The sequence below is a fragment of the Thalassobacter sp. genome (assembly GCF_982993085.1).
Genome location: NZ_CEZFMW010000011.1, coordinates 19,484 through 35,754 on the forward strand (window position 1 = coordinate 19,484; position 16,271 = coordinate 35,754).

17 protein-coding genes are annotated in these 16,271 nt (G+C 60.1%); 7 read left to right on the forward strand and 10 right to left on the reverse strand.

Translation table 11 applies throughout. The annotated features are described in order from the left end of the window. The first annotated feature begins 1 nt into the window (after window position 1). Window positions 2-1,609: a citramalate synthase gene (gene cimA / locus AC4GMC_RS03345; RefSeq protein WP_487879138.1), complete on the forward strand. Its 1,608-nt coding sequence runs from the start codon at window positions 2-4 to the stop codon at window positions 1,607-1,609. After that, a complete protein-coding gene (locus AC4GMC_RS03350) occupies window positions 1,606-2,343 on the forward strand; it encodes a squalene/phytoene synthase family protein (protein WP_487879137.1) in 738 nt (245 codons plus the stop codon). Before cimA ends, AC4GMC_RS03350 begins: the two co-directional genes overlap by 4 nt. 72 nt (window positions 2,344-2,415) lie before the next feature. On the opposite strand, the gene AC4GMC_RS03355 is transcribed toward AC4GMC_RS03350, so the two are convergent. From AC4GMC_RS03355 to cobA, 3 genes are read right to left on the reverse strand one after another with little or no spacing between them, the layout of a single operon-like run. Then, entirely contained in the window at window positions 2,416-3,636 is a 1,221-nt protein-coding gene (locus AC4GMC_RS03355) for an MFS transporter (protein WP_487879136.1), read from the reverse strand. A gap of 49 nt (window positions 3,637-3,685) precedes the next feature. Beyond that, window positions 3,686-4,957, reverse strand: coding sequence for a cobyrinic acid a,c-diamide synthase CobB (locus AC4GMC_RS03360; protein ID WP_487878521.1), 1,272 nt, complete (start codon window positions 4,955-4,957; stop codon window positions 3,686-3,688). Further along, the gene (cobA, locus tag AC4GMC_RS03365; protein ID WP_487878522.1) at window positions 4,954-5,805 is read right to left on the reverse strand and encodes a uroporphyrinogen-III C-methyltransferase; all 852 of its coding nucleotides are present in this window, start codon (window positions 5,803-5,805) and stop codon (window positions 4,954-4,956) included. Before cobA ends, AC4GMC_RS03360 begins: the two co-directional genes overlap by 4 nt. Before the next feature lie 97 nt (window positions 5,806-5,902). Here cobA and AC4GMC_RS03370 point away from each other — a divergent pair, with 97 nt between their 5' ends. The 5 genes from AC4GMC_RS03370 to AC4GMC_RS03390 all read left to right on the forward strand — a co-directional run bounded on the left by AC4GMC_RS03370 (window position 5,903) and on the right by AC4GMC_RS03390 (window position 9,750). Further along, a complete protein-coding gene (locus tag AC4GMC_RS03370) occupies window positions 5,903-6,940 on the forward strand; it encodes a cobalt-precorrin-5B (C(1))-methyltransferase (protein ID WP_487880194.1) in 1,038 nt (345 codons plus the stop codon). After that, the gene (locus tag AC4GMC_RS03375; RefSeq protein ID WP_487878732.1) at window positions 6,937-7,662 is read left to right on the forward strand and encodes a precorrin-6A/cobalt-precorrin-6A reductase; all 726 of its coding nucleotides are present in this window, start codon (window positions 6,937-6,939) and stop codon (window positions 7,660-7,662) included. The genes AC4GMC_RS03370 and AC4GMC_RS03375 overlap by 4 nt, the downstream gene beginning before the upstream one ends. Next, window positions 7,652-8,287, forward strand: a complete 636-nt coding sequence (locus tag AC4GMC_RS03380; RefSeq protein ID WP_487878733.1) for a DNA-3-methyladenine glycosylase family protein — start codon at window positions 7,652-7,654, stop codon at window positions 8,285-8,287. Before AC4GMC_RS03375 ends, AC4GMC_RS03380 begins: the two co-directional genes overlap by 11 nt. After that, window positions 8,284-8,952: an alpha/beta hydrolase gene (locus AC4GMC_RS03385; protein ID WP_487878734.1), complete on the forward strand. Its 669-nt coding sequence runs from the start codon at window positions 8,284-8,286 to the stop codon at window positions 8,950-8,952. Before AC4GMC_RS03380 ends, AC4GMC_RS03385 begins: the two co-directional genes overlap by 4 nt. Before the next feature lie 156 nt (window positions 8,953-9,108). Next, window positions 9,109-9,750 (forward strand): HNH endonuclease, encoded by a 642-nt coding sequence (locus AC4GMC_RS03390; RefSeq protein WP_487878580.1) that lies wholly within the window; start codon window positions 9,109-9,111, stop codon window positions 9,748-9,750. Here AC4GMC_RS03390 and AC4GMC_RS03395 read toward each other — a convergent pair. The 7 genes from AC4GMC_RS03395 to AC4GMC_RS03425 all read right to left on the reverse strand — a co-directional run bounded on the left by AC4GMC_RS03395 (window position 9,747) and on the right by AC4GMC_RS03425 (window position 16,250). Beyond that, window positions 9,747-10,190: a cupin domain-containing protein gene (locus AC4GMC_RS03395; protein WP_487878581.1), complete on the reverse strand. Its 444-nt coding sequence runs from the start codon at window positions 10,188-10,190 to the stop codon at window positions 9,747-9,749. The two genes, AC4GMC_RS03390 and AC4GMC_RS03395, sit on opposite strands and share 4 nt — an antisense overlap. Further along, window positions 10,187-11,086 carry a DMT family transporter gene (locus AC4GMC_RS03400; protein ID WP_487878582.1) on the reverse strand — a complete coding sequence of 300 codons (900 nt, stop codon included), beginning with the start codon at window positions 11,084-11,086 and terminating at the stop codon, window positions 10,187-10,189. Before AC4GMC_RS03400 ends, AC4GMC_RS03395 begins: the two co-directional genes overlap by 4 nt. Before the next feature lie 45 nt (window positions 11,087-11,131). Next, window positions 11,132-12,409, reverse strand: coding sequence for a phosphopyruvate hydratase (eno, locus tag AC4GMC_RS03405; protein ID WP_038003404.1), 1,278 nt, complete (start codon window positions 12,407-12,409; stop codon window positions 11,132-11,134). Between the two features lie 57 nt (window positions 12,410-12,466). Continuing rightward, entirely contained in the window at window positions 12,467-13,354 is an 888-nt protein-coding gene (locus AC4GMC_RS03410) for a DMT family transporter (RefSeq protein ID WP_487877296.1), read from the reverse strand. A 43-nt stretch (window positions 13,355-13,397) separates the two neighbouring features. Next, entirely contained in the window at window positions 13,398-13,808 is a 411-nt protein-coding gene (locus tag AC4GMC_RS03415) for a Fur family transcriptional regulator (RefSeq protein WP_038003401.1), read from the reverse strand. Between the two features lie 66 nt (window positions 13,809-13,874). Further along, window positions 13,875-15,266, reverse strand: coding sequence for a protein adenylyltransferase SelO (locus tag AC4GMC_RS03420; RefSeq protein WP_487877295.1), 1,392 nt, complete (start codon window positions 15,264-15,266; stop codon window positions 13,875-13,877). Between the two features lie 48 nt (window positions 15,267-15,314). After that, window positions 15,315-16,250 carry a nucleoside hydrolase gene (locus AC4GMC_RS03425; protein ID WP_487877294.1) on the reverse strand — a complete coding sequence of 312 codons (936 nt, stop codon included), beginning with the start codon at window positions 16,248-16,250 and terminating at the stop codon, window positions 15,315-15,317. Window positions 16,251-16,271: the final 21 nt, after the last annotated feature.

Below are 16,271 nucleotides of genomic sequence, written 5' to 3' on the forward strand. Positions count from 1 at the left end.
TATGACCCGCGCAAAACTGTCCCTCTATGACACGACGCTGCGCGATGGCCAGCAGACCCAAGGCGTTCAGTTCTCAACGGCTGAGAAACAAGCGATTGCGGCCATGCTCGACACACTCGGCGTCGACTATATCGAGGGCGGTTGGCCCGGAGCGAACCCAACAGACAGCGCCTTTTTTGAGACAGCCCAGACCCAGCACGCGACCCTGACGGCCTTTGGCATGACCAAACGCGTTGGCCGCTCGGCGGAGAATGACGATGTGCTGGCCGCCGTGTTGAACGCAGGCACCCCGGCGGTCTGCTTAGTGGGTAAAACGCACCCGTTCCATGTGGATACGGCACTAGGCTGCACGCTCGACGAAAACCTTGAGGCGATCCGCGCCTCCATCGCGCATGTCACCGCCCAAGGGCGCGAGGCACTGTTTGACGCAGAGCATTTCTTTGACGGCTACACAGCCGACCCCGACTACGCGATTGCCTGCGCCACCACAGCACTGGCCGCTGGCGCGCGCTGGATTGTTCTGTGCGACACAAACGGCGGCACAATGCCCGGCCGCATCGCAGAAGTAACCCGGGCGGTCATTGCAGCTGGTGTGCCGGGCAGCCATCTGGGCATCCACACGCATAACGATACCGAACAGGCCGTCGCTGGCAGCCTTGCGGCGGTGGAAGCCGGGGCGCGCCAGATCCAAGGCACGCTCAACGGGTTGGGGGAGCGCTGCGGGAACGCCAACCTGACGGCATTGATCCCGACGCTGGTCCTGAAATCTCCCTATCGTGAGATGTTCGATACTGGCATTTCAATCGAGGGTCTTGCGGACCTGACGCGGATTTCGCGTAAACTGGACGATATCCTTAACCGCGTGCCACGGCGCGAAGCGGCCTACGTGGGGGCGTCAGCATTCGCCCATAAGGCTGGCCTGCACGCGAGCGCGATTGCGAAGAACCCCGCAACCTACGAACACATTCCGCCCGAAACAGTTGGCAATGCGCGCATCATTCCGATGTCAAACCAAGCGGGCCTGTCGAACCTGCGCAAACGGCTTGAAGGCGCGGGCCTGCCGTCAAGCGATACGGACGCACTGCGGCTGATTTTGGAGCAGATAAAAACGCGTGAAGACGCGGGCTACAGCTATGATACCGCGCAGGCCAGCTTTGAGCTGCTCGCACGCAAGGCACTTGGCCTGCTGCCCGACTTTTTTGAGGTTAAACGCTACCGCGTCACGGTTGAGCGGCGCAAAAACAAATACGATCAGATGGTCAGCCTGTCGGAGGCCGTGGTGGTCGTGAAAGTTGGCGGAGAGAAGAAACTGTCGGTCAGCGAAAGCATGGACGCCGAAGGCACAGACCGTGGCCCCGTCAATGCGCTTGCTAAGGCTTTGACCAAGGACCTTGGCGCCTACCAAGATCTGATCGAAGACATCCGCCTGGTGGATTTTAAGGTTCGAATTACACAGGGCGGCACTGAGGCTGTCACCCGTGTGATCATCGATAGTGAGGACGACAAGGGTCGTCGTTGGTCCACCGTGGGCGTTTCGGCCAACATAGTGGACGCAAGTTTCGAAGCCTTGGTCGATGCGATCCGCTGGAAGCTGGTGCAAGACACGTGAGCTTACAGGCCTGCGCCGAACTGGTCGAACGGGGCGATCCTGACCGCTTTTTGGCCACGATGGCCGCGCCGCCGGCGCTGCGCGCGACCTTGTTCCCGCTTTATGCGTTCAACGTTGAAATTGCGCGCGCTCCTTGGGTCACCCAAGAGCCAATGATCGCTGAAATGCGGTTGCAATGGTGGCGTGACGCGCTTGAGGAAATAGAGGCAGGCGGTGCGGTGCGCCGTCATGAAGTTGTCTCACCACTGGCTGACCTTCTTGATGCAGAAGCCTGCGCGACGCTTGATCTGGCTGTGGCGGCCCGTCGATGGGATATTTACAAAGATCCGTTCGAAGACGCCGCGCATTTCGAGAAATACCTTGATGAGACCAGCGCCGGTGTCCTTTGGACAGCCGCCCGGCTTACTGGTGCGCGTGCCTGCGAAGAGCAAACCATTCGTGCATGGGGCAGGGCGCTTGGCCTCATCAATTGGTTCCGTGCGGTTCCGGCGCTAGAGGCTGCCAATCGTATTCCATTGGTGGACGGTCGCTCTGATGCTATTCGGATGCTCGCGTCCCAAGCCCTCAACCTGCCCAAACTACCGAAATACCCGGCGCTATTGCCCGCGTGGCAGGTTAAACCGCTGTTGCAACAAGTCGCTCAAAACCCAACGCGCGTTGCCGATGGGAGCCTAGGCCAATCCGAATTCAGAAAACGGATCAGCCTCGCAAAGGCGGCAATACTGGGCCTCTAGCGCGCTCCTTTGTTCCACAAATACTCATAAGCGCCAGAGGCGCGCATCGCGTTGCGATCAAAGGCAGGCGTGTTAGGCAACTTTCATCGGGCGCAACCGAAGCCAGATCAACGCGGCCCCCGCCAGTGTCAGGAACGGCACCATCGCGATGTTTACAGCCGTCCAACCCGCAACCATGTCGGCCCCCGAGTTCACCAACCCACCCGAGCTGAGCGAGGCCAGTGTCACGAACCCGAACACGATCAAATCGTTCAGGCCTTGGGCGGTGCCGCGTTCCTCTGGCGCGTGGTTTGCGGTTAGCATGGCCGTGGCACCGATAAAACCAAAGTTCCACCCAAGCCCTAGCAGCACCAACGCGCCGTAAAAGTTGAACAGATCTACTCCCGCGATCGCCACAACGCCGGCAAGGCCAAGGGATAGCAATCCAACCGAAACAACTTTGCTGGCGCCAAAGCGCGCGATGAGGTGTCCGGTGAAAAACGACGGCGCGAACATGGCGATCACATGCGCTGATACGATGTCGGCCGCGTCTCCGGTCGTAAAGCCGCAGCCCACGACAGCCAGTGGCGTCGAGGTCATGATGAGGTTCATCAATGAATAGGTCACCATCCCGCAAATGATTGCCACCAACACGGCAGGGTCACGCAACAGTTCCATCCGTGTGCGGCCTCTGGGGGCTTTGCCGGCAACCGGTGCGGGTTTTGGCATGTCGAGGAACCAAAACAGCGACATCCCAACGATGTTAAGAACCGCCGCCGCTAGATAGGTGCCCAAGAACGGATAGATAAACGCTTCGTTCGTCACTTTTACCAGTTGCGGCCCCAGCAATGCTGCCACGAGGCCGCCTGCCATTACGTAGGAAATGGCCTTAGGTCTGTAGGCATCTGATGCGCCATCGGCCGCTGCAAAGCGGTAGAACCCTTGGGCAGACATGTAGATGCCGGTGCAATAGCTGCCCAGCAGGAACAGCGCAAAGCTATCGAGGTAAAGTGCCGCGGCACAGATAAGCCCCCCGGCAGCGCCGCCAAGCGCGCCAATCACAAATCCCACCTGTCGCCCCATCCGTTGCATCAGGGGGGAAATCCACGGCGCGGTGGTCATTGAACCAAATACAATCAGCGAAATCGGGAGCGTCGCCAGCAATGGGGTCGGCGCAATCGTCAGACCCGCCAAGCCGCCGACCACAAAGAGCATGGGCATTTGCGCGCCCAAAATGGCCTGGGCCATGACCAAGACCATTACATTGCGCTTGGCGCGGGCGTCGTTTGTCGACGGTTCAATGATTGCTGTCATGCTCTTGTCCTACAGTCTGCTCTGCACCGCGTCCAGCGCGCGGTGCGGGTCACAGCGGTGCGATCAAATGTGCGAACGACCCGCTGACCGGGCCATCGCGCAGCCCCATCGGGGATAATTTGGTGCCTTCGGCGTCTTGGGCAGTAAAGAGTGGCGAGCCCTTGGCCCTAACGGTTGTGGCGTAGTGAAATTCATGGCCCGCCCATGTGCCGGGGAACGCCCCGTGGTCTGCATGCAGCTTGCGATAGCCAAGGTGCAGCTTTCGTACGGAAAAGCTTGTTTCTAGATCCAACAGACCCGCCATGGCATGGGGCGTGCCGGTTGCATCGATCAAGGTCTGGCCCAGCACCATGTAGCCGCCGCATTCTCCGTAGATCTGCGCGGTTTCACTGGCCCGCCGCAGCGAATGAAGGAACACCGCATTGGCGGCCAGAGTGCCTGCGTGCAATTCGGGGTAGCCGCCGGGTAAGTACACAAGATCGCATTCTGGTACCGCGTTATCGGCAAGGGGTGAAAAGGGGACCACTTGCGCCCCCGCGGCACGCCATGCGTCCAGCAGGTGGGGATAGGCGAAATCGAACGCCGCGTCTGAGGCGACTGCAATCCGCTGGGCAGGGGGCTTTACCGGCTGTAGCGCAGGCACGGCGGCCAAGGGTGCCGCTAGGTCATGCAACTTGTCCAAATCGACCGTCAGGGCAAGCGTGTCGGCGGCACGATCCAAGAACGCATCCAAATCTGGGCGCTCTTGTGCTTGGACTAATCCCAAATGCCTGTCGGGGTGTTCCAGTCCGCGCACGCGCGGGACTGCACCAAGGACTGGCATGCCAAGTGGTTCAAGTGCCGTGCGCAGCATGCGCGTATGTCGAGGAGAGCCGACGCGGTTGAGGATCACGCCCGCAATCGTGACCTCTGGATGAAAGTTGGCAAAACCGGCCACCAAAGGCGCGATGGAATGTGCCATGCGCCCGGCATCAACGACCAAAACGACAGGTAGGCCAAGTGTCCGCGCGAGGTCAGCGGTGGATCCGCGACCGTTCGGCGGGGCGCCGTCAAACAGCCCCATTGCCCCTTCGATCAACAGCAGTTCAGGTGTGCCTGTGGCGGCCAGCGCGCGCAGGTGTTCGGGACCCATTGCCCAAGCGTCCAAAGACATACAAGGCCGCCCACAGGCGGCCTCATGAAAACGGGGATCAATGTAGTCAGGACCGGATTTTGCGCCTCTTACTTTGACGCCGGCCTCGCTGAGGGCGCGCAACAGGCCAAGCGTGACCGTTGTCTTGCCGGACCCAGAGGTGGGCGCGGCTAGGATCAGGCCTTTCATGACACTTCTGCCGGGCGCCCACGGTCCAACGGGTCTAGGCTGCGCGGGGCCTCTCCGGCGGCCATAGCCTGCCAATCTAGGGCTTGGCGCAGGCTCACGGCGCGGCCTACGCAGATGATCGCAGGTGCGCCCATACCGCTGGCCTCAACGTCGATTGCCGCGCGTGAAAGCGTGGTCTCCAACACTTCTTGGGTTTCGTGTGTGGCGTAGCGCACCACGGCCACGGGTTCATCCGGATGCCGGCCGCCCGCGATGATGGCTTCGGTGATCTGGGCGATATGTTTGATGCCCATGTAGATCACGATGACCTCACTGCCGCGCCCGATTGCAGCCCAATCTAGACCACAGGGCGTGTTGCCGCTGGCGTCATGGCCAGTCACAAAGGTCACGGATTGGTTCACATCGCGGTGGGTGACGGGAATGCCCGCGTAGGCCAAGCCGCCGACACCTGCGGTGATGCCGGGGATGATACGGATCGGAATTCCGTGCTGCACGAGAGTCTGGGCCTCTTCGCCGCCGCGGCCAAACACAAACGGATCGCCCCCCTTGAGCCGCAAGACCCGTTTGCCCGCACGCGCCAGCTCCACCAGCCGCAGCGAAATATCGCGCTGTTTGGACGAAGGTTTGCCGCCGCGCTTGCCCGCATAGATATGCTCGGCTTGTGGCGCCCATTCCAATAGGCGGTCCCCCACAAGCGCGTCATAGACAATGACATCAGCCTGACGCAGCGCGTTCAGCCCATGCAGCGTCATCAGCCCGGGGTCACCCGGGCCTGCACCACAAAGCCACACCCAGCCAGCACGCATCTCGGGCCAGTTGCCGCCCGGAAAGGAAACAGAGTCGTTCATGGCGCGCTTATGCCTGTTCTTTGGCGCGGCGAAAAGATGCGCTGACGACAAGCCTTTGCCCATTGGCGACGCATCCACCTGTCGCTAGGGTGCGAGTATGACTGATGCTGTCACTTTGCGCCGTGGTTGGACCACTGGCACCTGCGCCACCGCAGCCACAAAGGCCGCGTTGATGGGGCTGTGGGGTGGCGACGTGCCGGGGCGGGTGTCGATCATTCTGCCCAAAGGGGAAAAGCCAGAATTTGAAGTGGTTGGGGCACGTTCTTCATGTAATGAGGCTGAGGCCGGGATCATTAAGGACGCAGGCGATGACCCCGATGTGACCCACGGTGCCGAGGTCCGCGTGACGGTCCGCCCTAGTGCCGGTGGGGTGGTGTTTCGCGCAGGCGCTGGGGTGGGTACGGTAACCAAACCCGGCCTGCCAATTGACGTGGGTGAGCCTGCAATTAATCCCGTTCCACGCAAGATGATGGAAGAAGAGGTCGTGGCCCTTGCCGTAGCGCATGATCGCGCCCCAGACATTGAGATTACCGTCAGCGTTATCGGCGGTGCGGAACTGGCCCTCAAGACGTGGAACCCGCGCCTTGGGATCGAGGGCGGATTGTCGATTTTGGGCACAACGGGCGTTGTGCGACCGTTCTCTTGTGCGGCATGGATCGCCTCGATCCACCGTGGGATTGATGTGGCGCGAGCCAGTGGGCTGCCTCATGTTGCGGGCTGCACAGGGGCTACGTCTGAGCGGATCGTTCAAGGGGTTCACGGCCTGCCGGATCACGCGATGCTGGACATGGGGGATTTCGCTGGCGGCCTGCTGAAATACTTGCGCCGTCACCCCGTTCCGCGTCTTACGATTGGTGGCGGCATCGGCAAGATGTGCAAATTGGCACAAGGCGCGATGGATCTTCATTCAGGTCGCTCGCAGGTAGACTTGGGTGCGCTTTCGTCTTGGGTCGGGCAGGATCTAACCGACTGCAATACCGCGCTTGAGGCATATACGCGCGTAGGGCCCGACCTTGCAGAGGCGGTTGCGCGCAGGGGGCTGGATCAGATTAAGATCACGTTGCAAGGCGCTGATATTAAAGTTGATACAATTGTTATTGATCGTAAGGGCACCATCATTGGGCGGGCCGAATGACGGTTTTGTTGCTAGGAGGAACGGGTGAGGCGCGTGTGCTGAGCCACCGGCTCACTGGGCATCCGGTCATCGCATCTTTGGCGGGTGTGACGCGTAAGCCCAAACCGTATGGCGTGCCCACTCGGATAGGTGGTTTTGGGGGGGCTGAGGGGTTTCATTCCTTTCTAAAGGATGAAGGCATCACCGCAATTCTTGACGCAACACACCCCTATGCTGCGCATATGCCGAAACGAACGGCTTCTATCTGCGCCGAACGAGCCTTGCCGTATTTGCGGCTTTTGCGTCCTGAGTGGCAGCCGCAACCCGGAGATCAATGGCATGAGGTGGACAGGCTGAAAGCGGCGGCGTCGGTTATTCCAAAGGACAGCACCATATTCCTTGCGACAGGCGGGCAAAGTGCAGAGCAGACAGCGCCCTTGTACGAACATACGATTTGGCTGCGGCGCGTGGACGACACGGGCCCGGCGCCCTGGCCTAAGGGCGGTGTAATTGTGGGCTTGCCATCCAACGACCCACAGGTCGAGGCCGCACTTTTGGAGCGCTACGGCATCACCCACATGATCGCAAAGAATGCAGGTGGACCAATGGGCTATGCAAAGCTGGAAGCTGCGCGTGTCCTTGGTTTGCCGGTCTTTTTGCTGTCTCGCCCACCTTTGCCAGACGCGGCAATGACCACATCCCTCGATACCGCGGAAAGCTTTGTCAAAGCCCATGCCGCATAGCGAACGGATTATAGTTACACCGGCATGTGTGACCGAAGGGGCCATGGCCTTGGCCGCGGCGTGCCCGCGCATGGCATATGCTCTGACCCAAACCGGACCGTTGCCATTGCGCCGCAAGCCCGACGGATTTGCGCCGCTGCTTGATGCTATCGTGAGCCAGCAAATCTCGGTCGCTGCGGCGGATGCGATTTGGGGGCGGATGAAGGCCGCTAAACTGACGGGGCCGCGCAAAATTATGTGGGCGCGCGATGAGGACCTGCGCGCCTGCGGGCTTTCGGCACAGAAAATTCGCTATGCTCGGGCACTGGCAGAGGCGCGGATCGACTTTAAGGCGTTGCGCGATGCGCCCACCGAGGCTGTGATCGAAGAGTTAACCCAAGTGTCGGGCATCGGGCGGTGGACGGCGGAAATATACGCGATGTTCGCGCTGGGGCGCGCGGACGTGTTCGCGCCCGGTGACCTTGCTCTACAAGAAGGCGTGCGGATTTTGTACAATCTAGACACGCGCCCAAAGGAAAAAGAAATCCGCGCCATGGCAGAGGCTTGGGCCCCGTGGCGCGCCGTTGCAGCCCGCGTCCTTTGGGCCTACTACGGGGTGGCTAAATCAAGGGAAGGGACCCGATGACACGCACGCTCGACCAGCAAAGCCGCGCGCCCCAGTCGGGGACGACCAAAAACCTTGTGGTATTTCTGCATGGATATGGCGCCGATGGCCCAGACCTATTGGGGTTGGCCGATCCGCTGGCCGAACACCTGCCGGACACTGCCTTTGCCGCGCCCAACGCCCCAGAGCGGTCTGTGGCCAATCCTATGGGATTTCAATGGTTTCCGATCCCTTGGATCGATGGCTCCTCCGAGGAGGAATCGCGCAAGGGCATGATGCTTGCGGTTGATGATCTGAATGCGTTTCTTGATGACCTGATGGACGAGCACGGGGTTACCCCTGCGCAAACGGTCCTCTTTGGTTTTAGCCAAGGCACGATGATGGCGTTGCACGTGGCGCCGCGCCGGGCCGAAGCCTTTGCGGGCGTCGTGGCGTTTTCTGGCCGCCTGTTGGAGCCAGAAAGCCTTGCCGATGAGGTCGTATCCCGCCCGCCGGTCATGCTGGTCCATGGGGACGCGGATGATGTCGTGCCAGTCGAAAGCCTGCCCAAAGCCGCCGAAGCCCTACAGGAGGCGGGTTGGGAAAAAGTGTTCGCGCACGTTCAAAAGGGAACAGGTCACGGGATCGCGCCCGATGGGCTAAGCGTTTCGCTGGCGTTCATGCGGTCCGTTCTGGGACTGGAATAGCGTCACGCGCCCGTTACATCGTCTTTGTATGACACTCTTGGAAGCTGCCATCTAGGGTCTTGCCAGATGGCAGCCGCCATATATAGTGGATGTTGCTGGGGCGGGGCTCCCGCTCCGGTGGCCACTGCGGCATACGGAGCGAGGACGGAGTCTTTGATGGACGCACGACCAAACGACGTTGGGCTTAGCCCCCCGACGCATCCCACGCCCCCGACGGGCGATGATTTCAAAACCGCGTTTTTACGCGATCCCCAAACACTGAAACGCTATCCAGCACTGGTGCTGAATGCGGATTATCGGCCGCTGAGCTACCTGCCGCTGAGCCTTTGGCCGTGGCAAGATGCGGTCAAGGCGGCGTTTTTGGACAGGGTGGATATCGTGGCGGAGTACGATCATACCGTGCGCAGCCCCACGACGGAAATTCGTGTGCCTTCGGTTGTGGTTCTAAAGGACTATGTAAAGCCGCAAAAGCGCGTGGCGTTCACCCGGTTTAACCTGTTCTTGCGCGATGAATTCACCTGTCAGTATTGCTCATCCAAGGGCGATTTGACCTTTGACCACGTGGTGCCTCGCGCCAGCGGTGGGGTCACGTCGTGGGAAAATGTGGTGGCGTCATGCTCGCGGTGCAATTTAAGAAAGGGCTCTAAGTCTTTGAAACAGTGCGGGTTTAGTTTGCGCCGTGCGCCGCGTCAGCCTGCAAGTGCCGAGTTGATGAACTTGGGGCGCAAGTTTCCACCCAACTATTTGCACGAAAGCTGGATGGATTATCTGTATTGGGACGCAGAGCTGGATGCCTAGACCGCGTCGGGGATGTCAAAGCTAGGCTCCGCGAGGTCAAAGCCTTCAAACTGAAAGCCAGGTGTGACGGTGCAACTGACCAACGCCCAGGCAGTTTTGGGTGCATCCGCTGGTAGGCGAGCTGCCTGCCAGGCGTCTTTGGGCACCAGTGCTTGGGGCCGCATATGGGGCAGGTCAGGACCCAAGAGGTGAACGTTGGCCGGGCCTGTGTCATCCACTGCCACGCGCAGTTCTAACGCATGGCCCGCATGCCAAAACCACATCTCATCCGCGTCGACCCGGTGCCAATGGCTGCGTTCATCCGCCTTTAACAGAAAGTAAATCGCTGTTCCTGCGAGACGCTTGCCGCATGGGGCCTCGGCTTTCCATGTTTCTCGATAATGGCCGCCCTCTGGATGGGGCTTTAGGTCGAGCTCGGCAATGATCTGATCGGCGGTCATGCAGACCTCCCCTTGTTTTCGCGAAGAATGATATAAAGGCCAGTTAGAACCGTGACGCAAATCCCGAAAGCCGCGAGGCCGTTGGGCAGGTCGCCAAATGCCGCAAACCCGATGATAGTTGCGACCGGAATTTCGAGGTATTGCATCGGGGCAAGCGTGGATGCAGGTGCCAACCGTAACGACCATGTCATGCACAGGTGCCCCAAAGTGCCCAATGCACCAAGGGCAAAAAGCCATAGGATGTCAGAGCCTTGGGGGACCGGCCATGTTCCGTGCGCCCCTGTGAGCAGGACAGCAGCCCCCACCAGCACACTGGCTTGCGCGCCATTAACAGCCTGTAGCGTGATTGGGTCGATTTCTTTGGAAATTTGACGAGTGACCAGCATAAACAGCGCAAAGACCACGGCTACGACCAGTGGCAGCATTGCCGGCCAGCCGACGTTCGCAAAGCTGGGTTGGATCACCATCAGCGTGCCCATGAAACCGACGATGCAAGCCCCCATGCGGTGGGGGCCGACCTCTTCACCCATTACGAAGTGCCCCAGCAAAAGAAGGATGAACGGCATCACGAATGCAATCGCGATGGCGTCCGCCAGCGGCAGATACGTGAGCGAGGCGAACATCGCCCAAATCCCGAGAATATGCAGGCAGGCGCGCAGGAGTGTCAGGCGCCAGAGCCGCGGTGAAAGGCGCAGCGATGCGAGGTTGCGCGCAACAAGCGGGGCCAGCAATGCTGTCTGTGTTGTTGTGCGCACGAACACCAGCATCAACACGGGAAACGTCCCGGCCAAGGCCTTTGCCATCCCATCCCCCAACGGTGCCATAAGGCAAAAACCAAGCATAAAAGCGATGCCCAACATGGGCCGGTCAAGCGAAGGGGCGGGCAGGTGGGTCATGACGCGACCCTAGGCCGCGTCATGTGATGGTACAAGAGCCGGCGCTTAGCCGCGCAGGATGGAGGTGCCCGCGTAAACAGCGGTTTCGCCGAGGGCTTCTTCGATGCGGATCAGCTGGTTGTATTTCGCGAGCCGGTCAGAGCGCGCAAGGCTACCTGTTTTGATCTGGCCGCAATTGGTTGCAACTGCGAGGTCCGCGATGGTCGCATCCTCAGTCTCACCGGAGCGGTGGGACATTACGCATGTCATTTGTGTGCGCTGCGCAAGGCTAACGGCCTCTAGGGTCTCAGACAGGGTGCCGATCTGGTTCACTTTTACCAGCAAGGAGTTGGCGCAACCTTGCTCGATGCCCATTTCAAGGCGCGCAGGGTTTGTGACAAACAGATCGTCGCCGACTAGTTGCACCTTGTCGCCGATGGCATCGGTCAAGATTTTCCAACCTTCCCAATCATCTTCGGACATGCCGTCCTCGATCGAGATAATGGGGTAGTCGTTTACAAGCGCCTCAAGGTAGGCCGCGTTTTCCGCTGGGGTGAGAGTTTTTCCTTCACCGGCAAGCACATATGCGCCGTCCTTGAAGTATTCTGTCGCGGCGCAATCGAGTGCCAGATAGATGTCTTCACCGGGTTTGTAGCCAGCTTTTTCGACGGCCTTTAGGATGAAATCCAGCGCGTCGCGGGTCGAGCTTAGGTTGGGTGCAAAGCCACCCTCGTCGCCGATGCCCGTGCTGTAACCTGCGTTAGACAATTCTTTTTTCAGGGTGTGAAACACTTCAGATCCCATGCGCACGGCCTCGGCGATTGAGGTGGCCGAGACGGGCATGATCATGAATTCTTGGATGTCGATTGGGTTATCTGCGTGTTCACCACCGTTAATGATGTTCATCATTGGCACGGGCAGAACGCGGGCGGATGTGCCCCCGATATAACGGTAAAGCGGCTGACCGACATAGTCGGCGGCAGCATGCGCGACGGCCATTGAAACACCCAAGATGGCATTCGCACCAAGGCGGGCTTTGTTGGGGGTGCCGTCAAGTTCGATCATAGCTGCGTCGATGGCTTCTTGTTCGGTGGCCTCAAACCCTACAAGCGCATCGGCGATTTCGCCGTTCACAGCGGCCACGGCGTTTAGAACACCCTTGCCCATGTAGCGGCTTTTGTCGCCATCACGCAGTTCGACCGCCTCATGCACGCCAGTGGATGCGCCCGATGGCACAGCCGCGCGGCCCATGGTCCCGTCTTCGAGGGTGACGTCAACTTCCACGGTCGGGTTGCCGCGGCTATCAAGGATTTCGCGGGCGTGGACGTCGATAATGGTGCTCATGAACTGGTCTCCGGTGGTCGATAAAATGGGATGAGGTCGTCCTACCGGGTCGCGTCCTTAAGGGGAAGGGGTCTTGGAGGCGCGCCTTGCCACACGTGCCTCGCGCATGAGGGTGTAAATGCCCGATGCAAGCACGATAGCCGCACCCACAAGTGTTAACGCGTCAGGGCGTTCCTTAAAGATCACAACCGCGATGATGAGGCCAAAGAGCAGCCGGGTGTAGCGAAATGACGTGACCACGGCGACATCACCCAGCCGCATCGCCGTGACGATAGCGTAATAGCCCGCCAGCCCTGAAAACAACGCCAACACCAAACCGGTCAAGCCCAGCCCGCTGGGCAGGGGGCTTCCGCCAGTCCACAGCAACAGGACCCCACCGACAGGAATAATTGCGGCCAGTCCGTGTGCGGCCAGCACCATTGATGGCACGGTTGAGGGTACGGCACGCGTGGCCAAATCCCGGATAGACAGGCCAATCGCGGCGCCAACGCACAATAAAAGATACGGATCAAATGCAACGGTACCGGGGCGCACGATTATCAGAACGCCTATAAAACCCACGATGATCGCGCTCCAACGGCGCCAACCAACGGGCGCCCCAAGGAACATCGCGGCCCCAAGCGTAACGATCAAAGGCCCCGATTGGAAAATCGCGATGACCGTGGCAAGGGGCACCAAGGCAAGCGCGCTGACAAAGCACAACGTGCCCACGGCCTCACCTGCGATTCGCAGCCCAACCGGCCGTGTGGCCAATTCCGCAGACCACAATGCATGGCCCTGTGCCCGCGCGATGGCCGCAAACAGCACAAAGCCGATTACGCCGATCACGAGAATGATGAAACCGACGGTGACTTCACCCGACACCCATTTGATAAAGGCGTCTTCGATAGCGAATAACCCCATCGCAAGGGTCATCACAGCCGCACCACGCAGCGTATCGTTCATACATTGGCTCCGAAAAATAGAGGGGCGATGCGCCGGGATCGTGTCATCCTTTGCGCCGAACGCCGTACAGCTCCAACCGATGGCCCTTGAGCGTAAACCCAAGCCGTGCGGCGATTTTTTCCTGCAAGGCCTCGATCTCTGGGTCGACGAATTCGATGACCTCACCGGTTGTCATATCAATCAGGTGGTCGTGGTGATCCCGGTCGGCGTCTTCGTACCGGGCGCGGCCATCGCCGAACTCCAGCTTTTCTAGAATACCTGCTTCCTCAAACAATTTGACCGTGCGGTAGACCGTCGCGATGGAGATATTCGGATCCTGCGCCGAGGCGCGGGTGTAGAGATCTTCGACATCGGGGTGGTCATCGGCTGCTTCAAGCACGCCTGCAATGATGCGGCGCTGTTCGGTCATGCGCAGGCCCTTGGCCTCGCAGCGGCTTAAAATTGTTTCTCGCATCAAACTTCCCTCTCAACACCCAAGGTCTAGGGGCGCGCACTGCCGTTTGCAATTCGCGCCTTTGGGTCAGGTCCCGCAAAAGGTGCGGGTGACGGCTTCTTCGGGGGTTGCGGGCAGGCGATAGGCCGCATTGGCCTCCGTTTCGGCGAAGGGGTCGCGCAAAACCTCCCAGAGCGCGTTGAACGGCGCGTCATCGCCTGCGTCACAGGCCGTGATCGCCTCTTGGATGCGGTGATTGCGCGGGATCACAGCGGGGTTGGTGCGCGCCATCAGCGCGGGGTCTGGCGCGTGAGCTTGCCATTTGGCGTGCCACTCAGCGTAGGCGGTAGTATCGCTAAACAGTGTTTGCGCAGTATCCGCTGCCAACGCCCGGAACGTGTTGGTGAAATCCGCGCGTTCAGTCGCCATCAATTCCAGCAACTCGACACCCAGTCCAAAATGCGCGCGCTCTAACCCGATTTTTGCTGCTAGTTTTGTTTCCCACGCGGCGGCGTAGGCAGTGTGAAATTGTTCCAACGCGTCGGTCATTTCGGCAATGCCCGCCTCTTGGTCATCCCACAACGGCAGGAGGGCTGTGGCCAGTTGCGCAAGGTTCCAAAGGGCGATGTTGGGCTGATTGCTATAGGCATAGCGGCCCATTTGGTCGATCGATGAGAATACTTGGCCCGGAGTATACGCCTCCATAAAGGCGCAGGGGCCGTAGTCGATGGTTTCGCCCGAAAGGGTCATGTTATCTGTGTTCATGACGCCGTGGATAAACCCCAGTCCCATCCATTCCGCGATCAAGTGCGCTTGGGCCTGCATCGTGTGCGCCAGCAGGCCAAGGGGGCCTTTGCGGTCGGGGGCGTGGCGGTTAAGCGTGTAATCAACCAGCGCGGCGACACCTTCGCGGTCGCCTTGGCTGGCAAGCCACTGGAATGTGCCTACGCGGATGTGGCTTGCGGCCACACGGGTCAGAACACCACCGGGTTCCCACCCGGACTGACGCAGCACTTGCTGGCCTGTCCGTACGGCGCAAAGCGCGCGGGTGGTGGGCACGCCAAGAGCGGCCATTGCCTCACTAACCAAGAATTCACGTACAACGGGGCCAAGCGCGGACCGGCCATCGCCAGAGCGGGAGTAGGGCGTAGGGCCCGCGCCCTTGAGTTGCACGTCGCGTCGGTCCCCTTGGGTGTCGATAACTTCACCCAGCAAAAGCGCGCGACCGTCGCCCAATTGCCCAGACCAATGGCCAAACTGATGCCCGCCATAGACCTGCGCCAATGGCCGCGCCCCCGGTGGCGGAGCGTTGCCTGCAAAGACATCCAGAGCCGCGCGGATGTCCGCCCCGTTGGTGCCAAGGTCTTGGGCCAAGTCGTCATTCACGGCCAACCAAGACGGGTCCGCGACGGCAGTGGCTTGCATCGGGGTATAGAACCGGGCGGGCAGATCCGCATAGGTGCTCTCAAACGCTAACATCGCCCACCTCATGGGTTAATTTGTGAATTGTGCCGCGTGCAGGGGCGGTCAAAGCCGCGCCAAACGCTCGACCAAGAGGGCAAAAAAACCGTCGGCGTCAAGATCGCCAAGAAACAGCGCGTTGGGCGCACGGTCCGTCACGCGCCACCAGTCGGCAACGGTCATGCCACGGGTGAGGGGGCTGTTGACCTCAATCTCAACATTGACGAAGCGCCCTGTGAACAGCTCTGGTTTCAGCAGATAGGCAATCACGCATGGGTCATGCAAAGGAGCGCCGGCACTGCCATATTTTTCTTTGTCAAAGCGCTCAAAGAAATCGGTCCACTCGGCGACCATGCGCCCGACTTCGGTGCCAAGCGCGCGGAAAGCGGCCACGCGCGGGGCGGTGGCCAGTGCTTTGTGCGTTACATCCAATGGCGCGACGACCAAGGGCACACCAGCGGCAAATACAGCCTGCGCGGCCTCTGGGTCGACATAGATGTTAAATTCCGCGGCGGGAGTGATGTTTCCCACCTGAAAATACGCCCCGCCCATCAAGACGATTTCCTGCACCCGCTCAATGATATCGGGGGCACGGGCAAAGGCGGTCGCGATGTTGGTCAATGGGCCCAATGGGCATAGCGTCACGGTGCCCGATGGTTCGGCCCGGAGTGTGTCGATGATGAAATCGACGCCGTGTTGTTCCTGCAAGGGCATCACCGGATCGGCCATCTGCGGTCCGTCGAGCCCCGTCTTGCCGTGCACATGTTCTGCCGTCACCAGCGGCTGGCGCAGGGGGCGATCGCAGCCCGCAAACACAGGCAGGTCGGGGCGTCCCGCCAGCTCACACACGATGCGCGCGTTTTTCTGGGTCAAGGGCAGGGGCACATTTCCCGCCACCGCCGTTAGGCCAAGAACCTCTAACTCTGGTGATCCGAGGGCCAATAGGATCGCTACGGCGTCATCTTGTCCGGGATCAGTGTCTATGATGATTTTGCGGGTCATTGTCGCGCCTCCCTTGGCGTT

Bases quoted from the DNA above. Each gene is read 5' to 3' on its own strand.
- cimA (WP_487879138.1), top strand. From the start codon at position 2: ATGACCCGCGCAAAACTGTCCCTCTATGACACGACGCTGCGCGATGGC.
- AC4GMC_RS03355 (WP_487879136.1), bottom strand. From the start codon at position 3,636: ATGACAGCAATCATTGAACCGTCGACAAACGACGCCCGCGCCAAGCGC.
- AC4GMC_RS03360 (WP_487878521.1), bottom strand. From the start codon at position 4,957: ATGAAAGGCCTGATCCTAGCCGCGCCCACCTCTGGGTCCGGCAAGACA.
- cobA (WP_487878522.1), bottom strand. From the start codon at position 5,805: ATGAACGACTCTGTTTCCTTTCCGGGCGGCAACTGGCCCGAGATGCGT.
- AC4GMC_RS03370 (WP_487880194.1), top strand. From the start codon at position 5,903: ATGACTGATGCTGTCACTTTGCGCCGTGGTTGGACCACTGGCACCTGC.
- AC4GMC_RS03375 (WP_487878732.1), top strand. From the start codon at position 6,937: ATGACGGTTTTGTTGCTAGGAGGAACGGGTGAGGCGCGTGTGCTGAGC.
- AC4GMC_RS03380 (WP_487878733.1), top strand. From the start codon at position 7,652: ATGCCGCATAGCGAACGGATTATAGTTACACCGGCATGTGTGACCGAA.
- AC4GMC_RS03385 (WP_487878734.1), top strand. From the start codon at position 8,284: ATGACACGCACGCTCGACCAGCAAAGCCGCGCGCCCCAGTCGGGGACG.
- AC4GMC_RS03390 (WP_487878580.1), top strand. From the start codon at position 9,109: ATGGACGCACGACCAAACGACGTTGGGCTTAGCCCCCCGACGCATCCC.
- AC4GMC_RS03395 (WP_487878581.1), bottom strand. From the start codon at position 10,190: ATGACCGCCGATCAGATCATTGCCGAGCTCGACCTAAAGCCCCATCCA.
- AC4GMC_RS03400 (WP_487878582.1), bottom strand. From the start codon at position 11,086: ATGACCCACCTGCCCGCCCCTTCGCTTGACCGGCCCATGTTGGGCATC.
- eno (WP_038003404.1), bottom strand. From the start codon at position 12,409: ATGAGCACCATTATCGACGTCCACGCCCGCGAAATCCTTGATAGCCGC.
- AC4GMC_RS03410 (WP_487877296.1), bottom strand. From the start codon at position 13,354: ATGAACGATACGCTGCGTGGTGCGGCTGTGATGACCCTTGCGATGGGG.
- AC4GMC_RS03415 (WP_038003401.1), bottom strand. From the start codon at position 13,808: ATGCGAGAAACAATTTTAAGCCGCTGCGAGGCCAAGGGCCTGCGCATG.
- AC4GMC_RS03420 (WP_487877295.1), bottom strand. From the start codon at position 15,266: ATGTTAGCGTTTGAGAGCACCTATGCGGATCTGCCCGCCCGGTTCTAT.
- AC4GMC_RS03425 (WP_487877294.1), bottom strand. From the start codon at position 16,250: ATGACCCGCAAAATCATCATAGACACTGATCCCGGACAAGATGACGCC.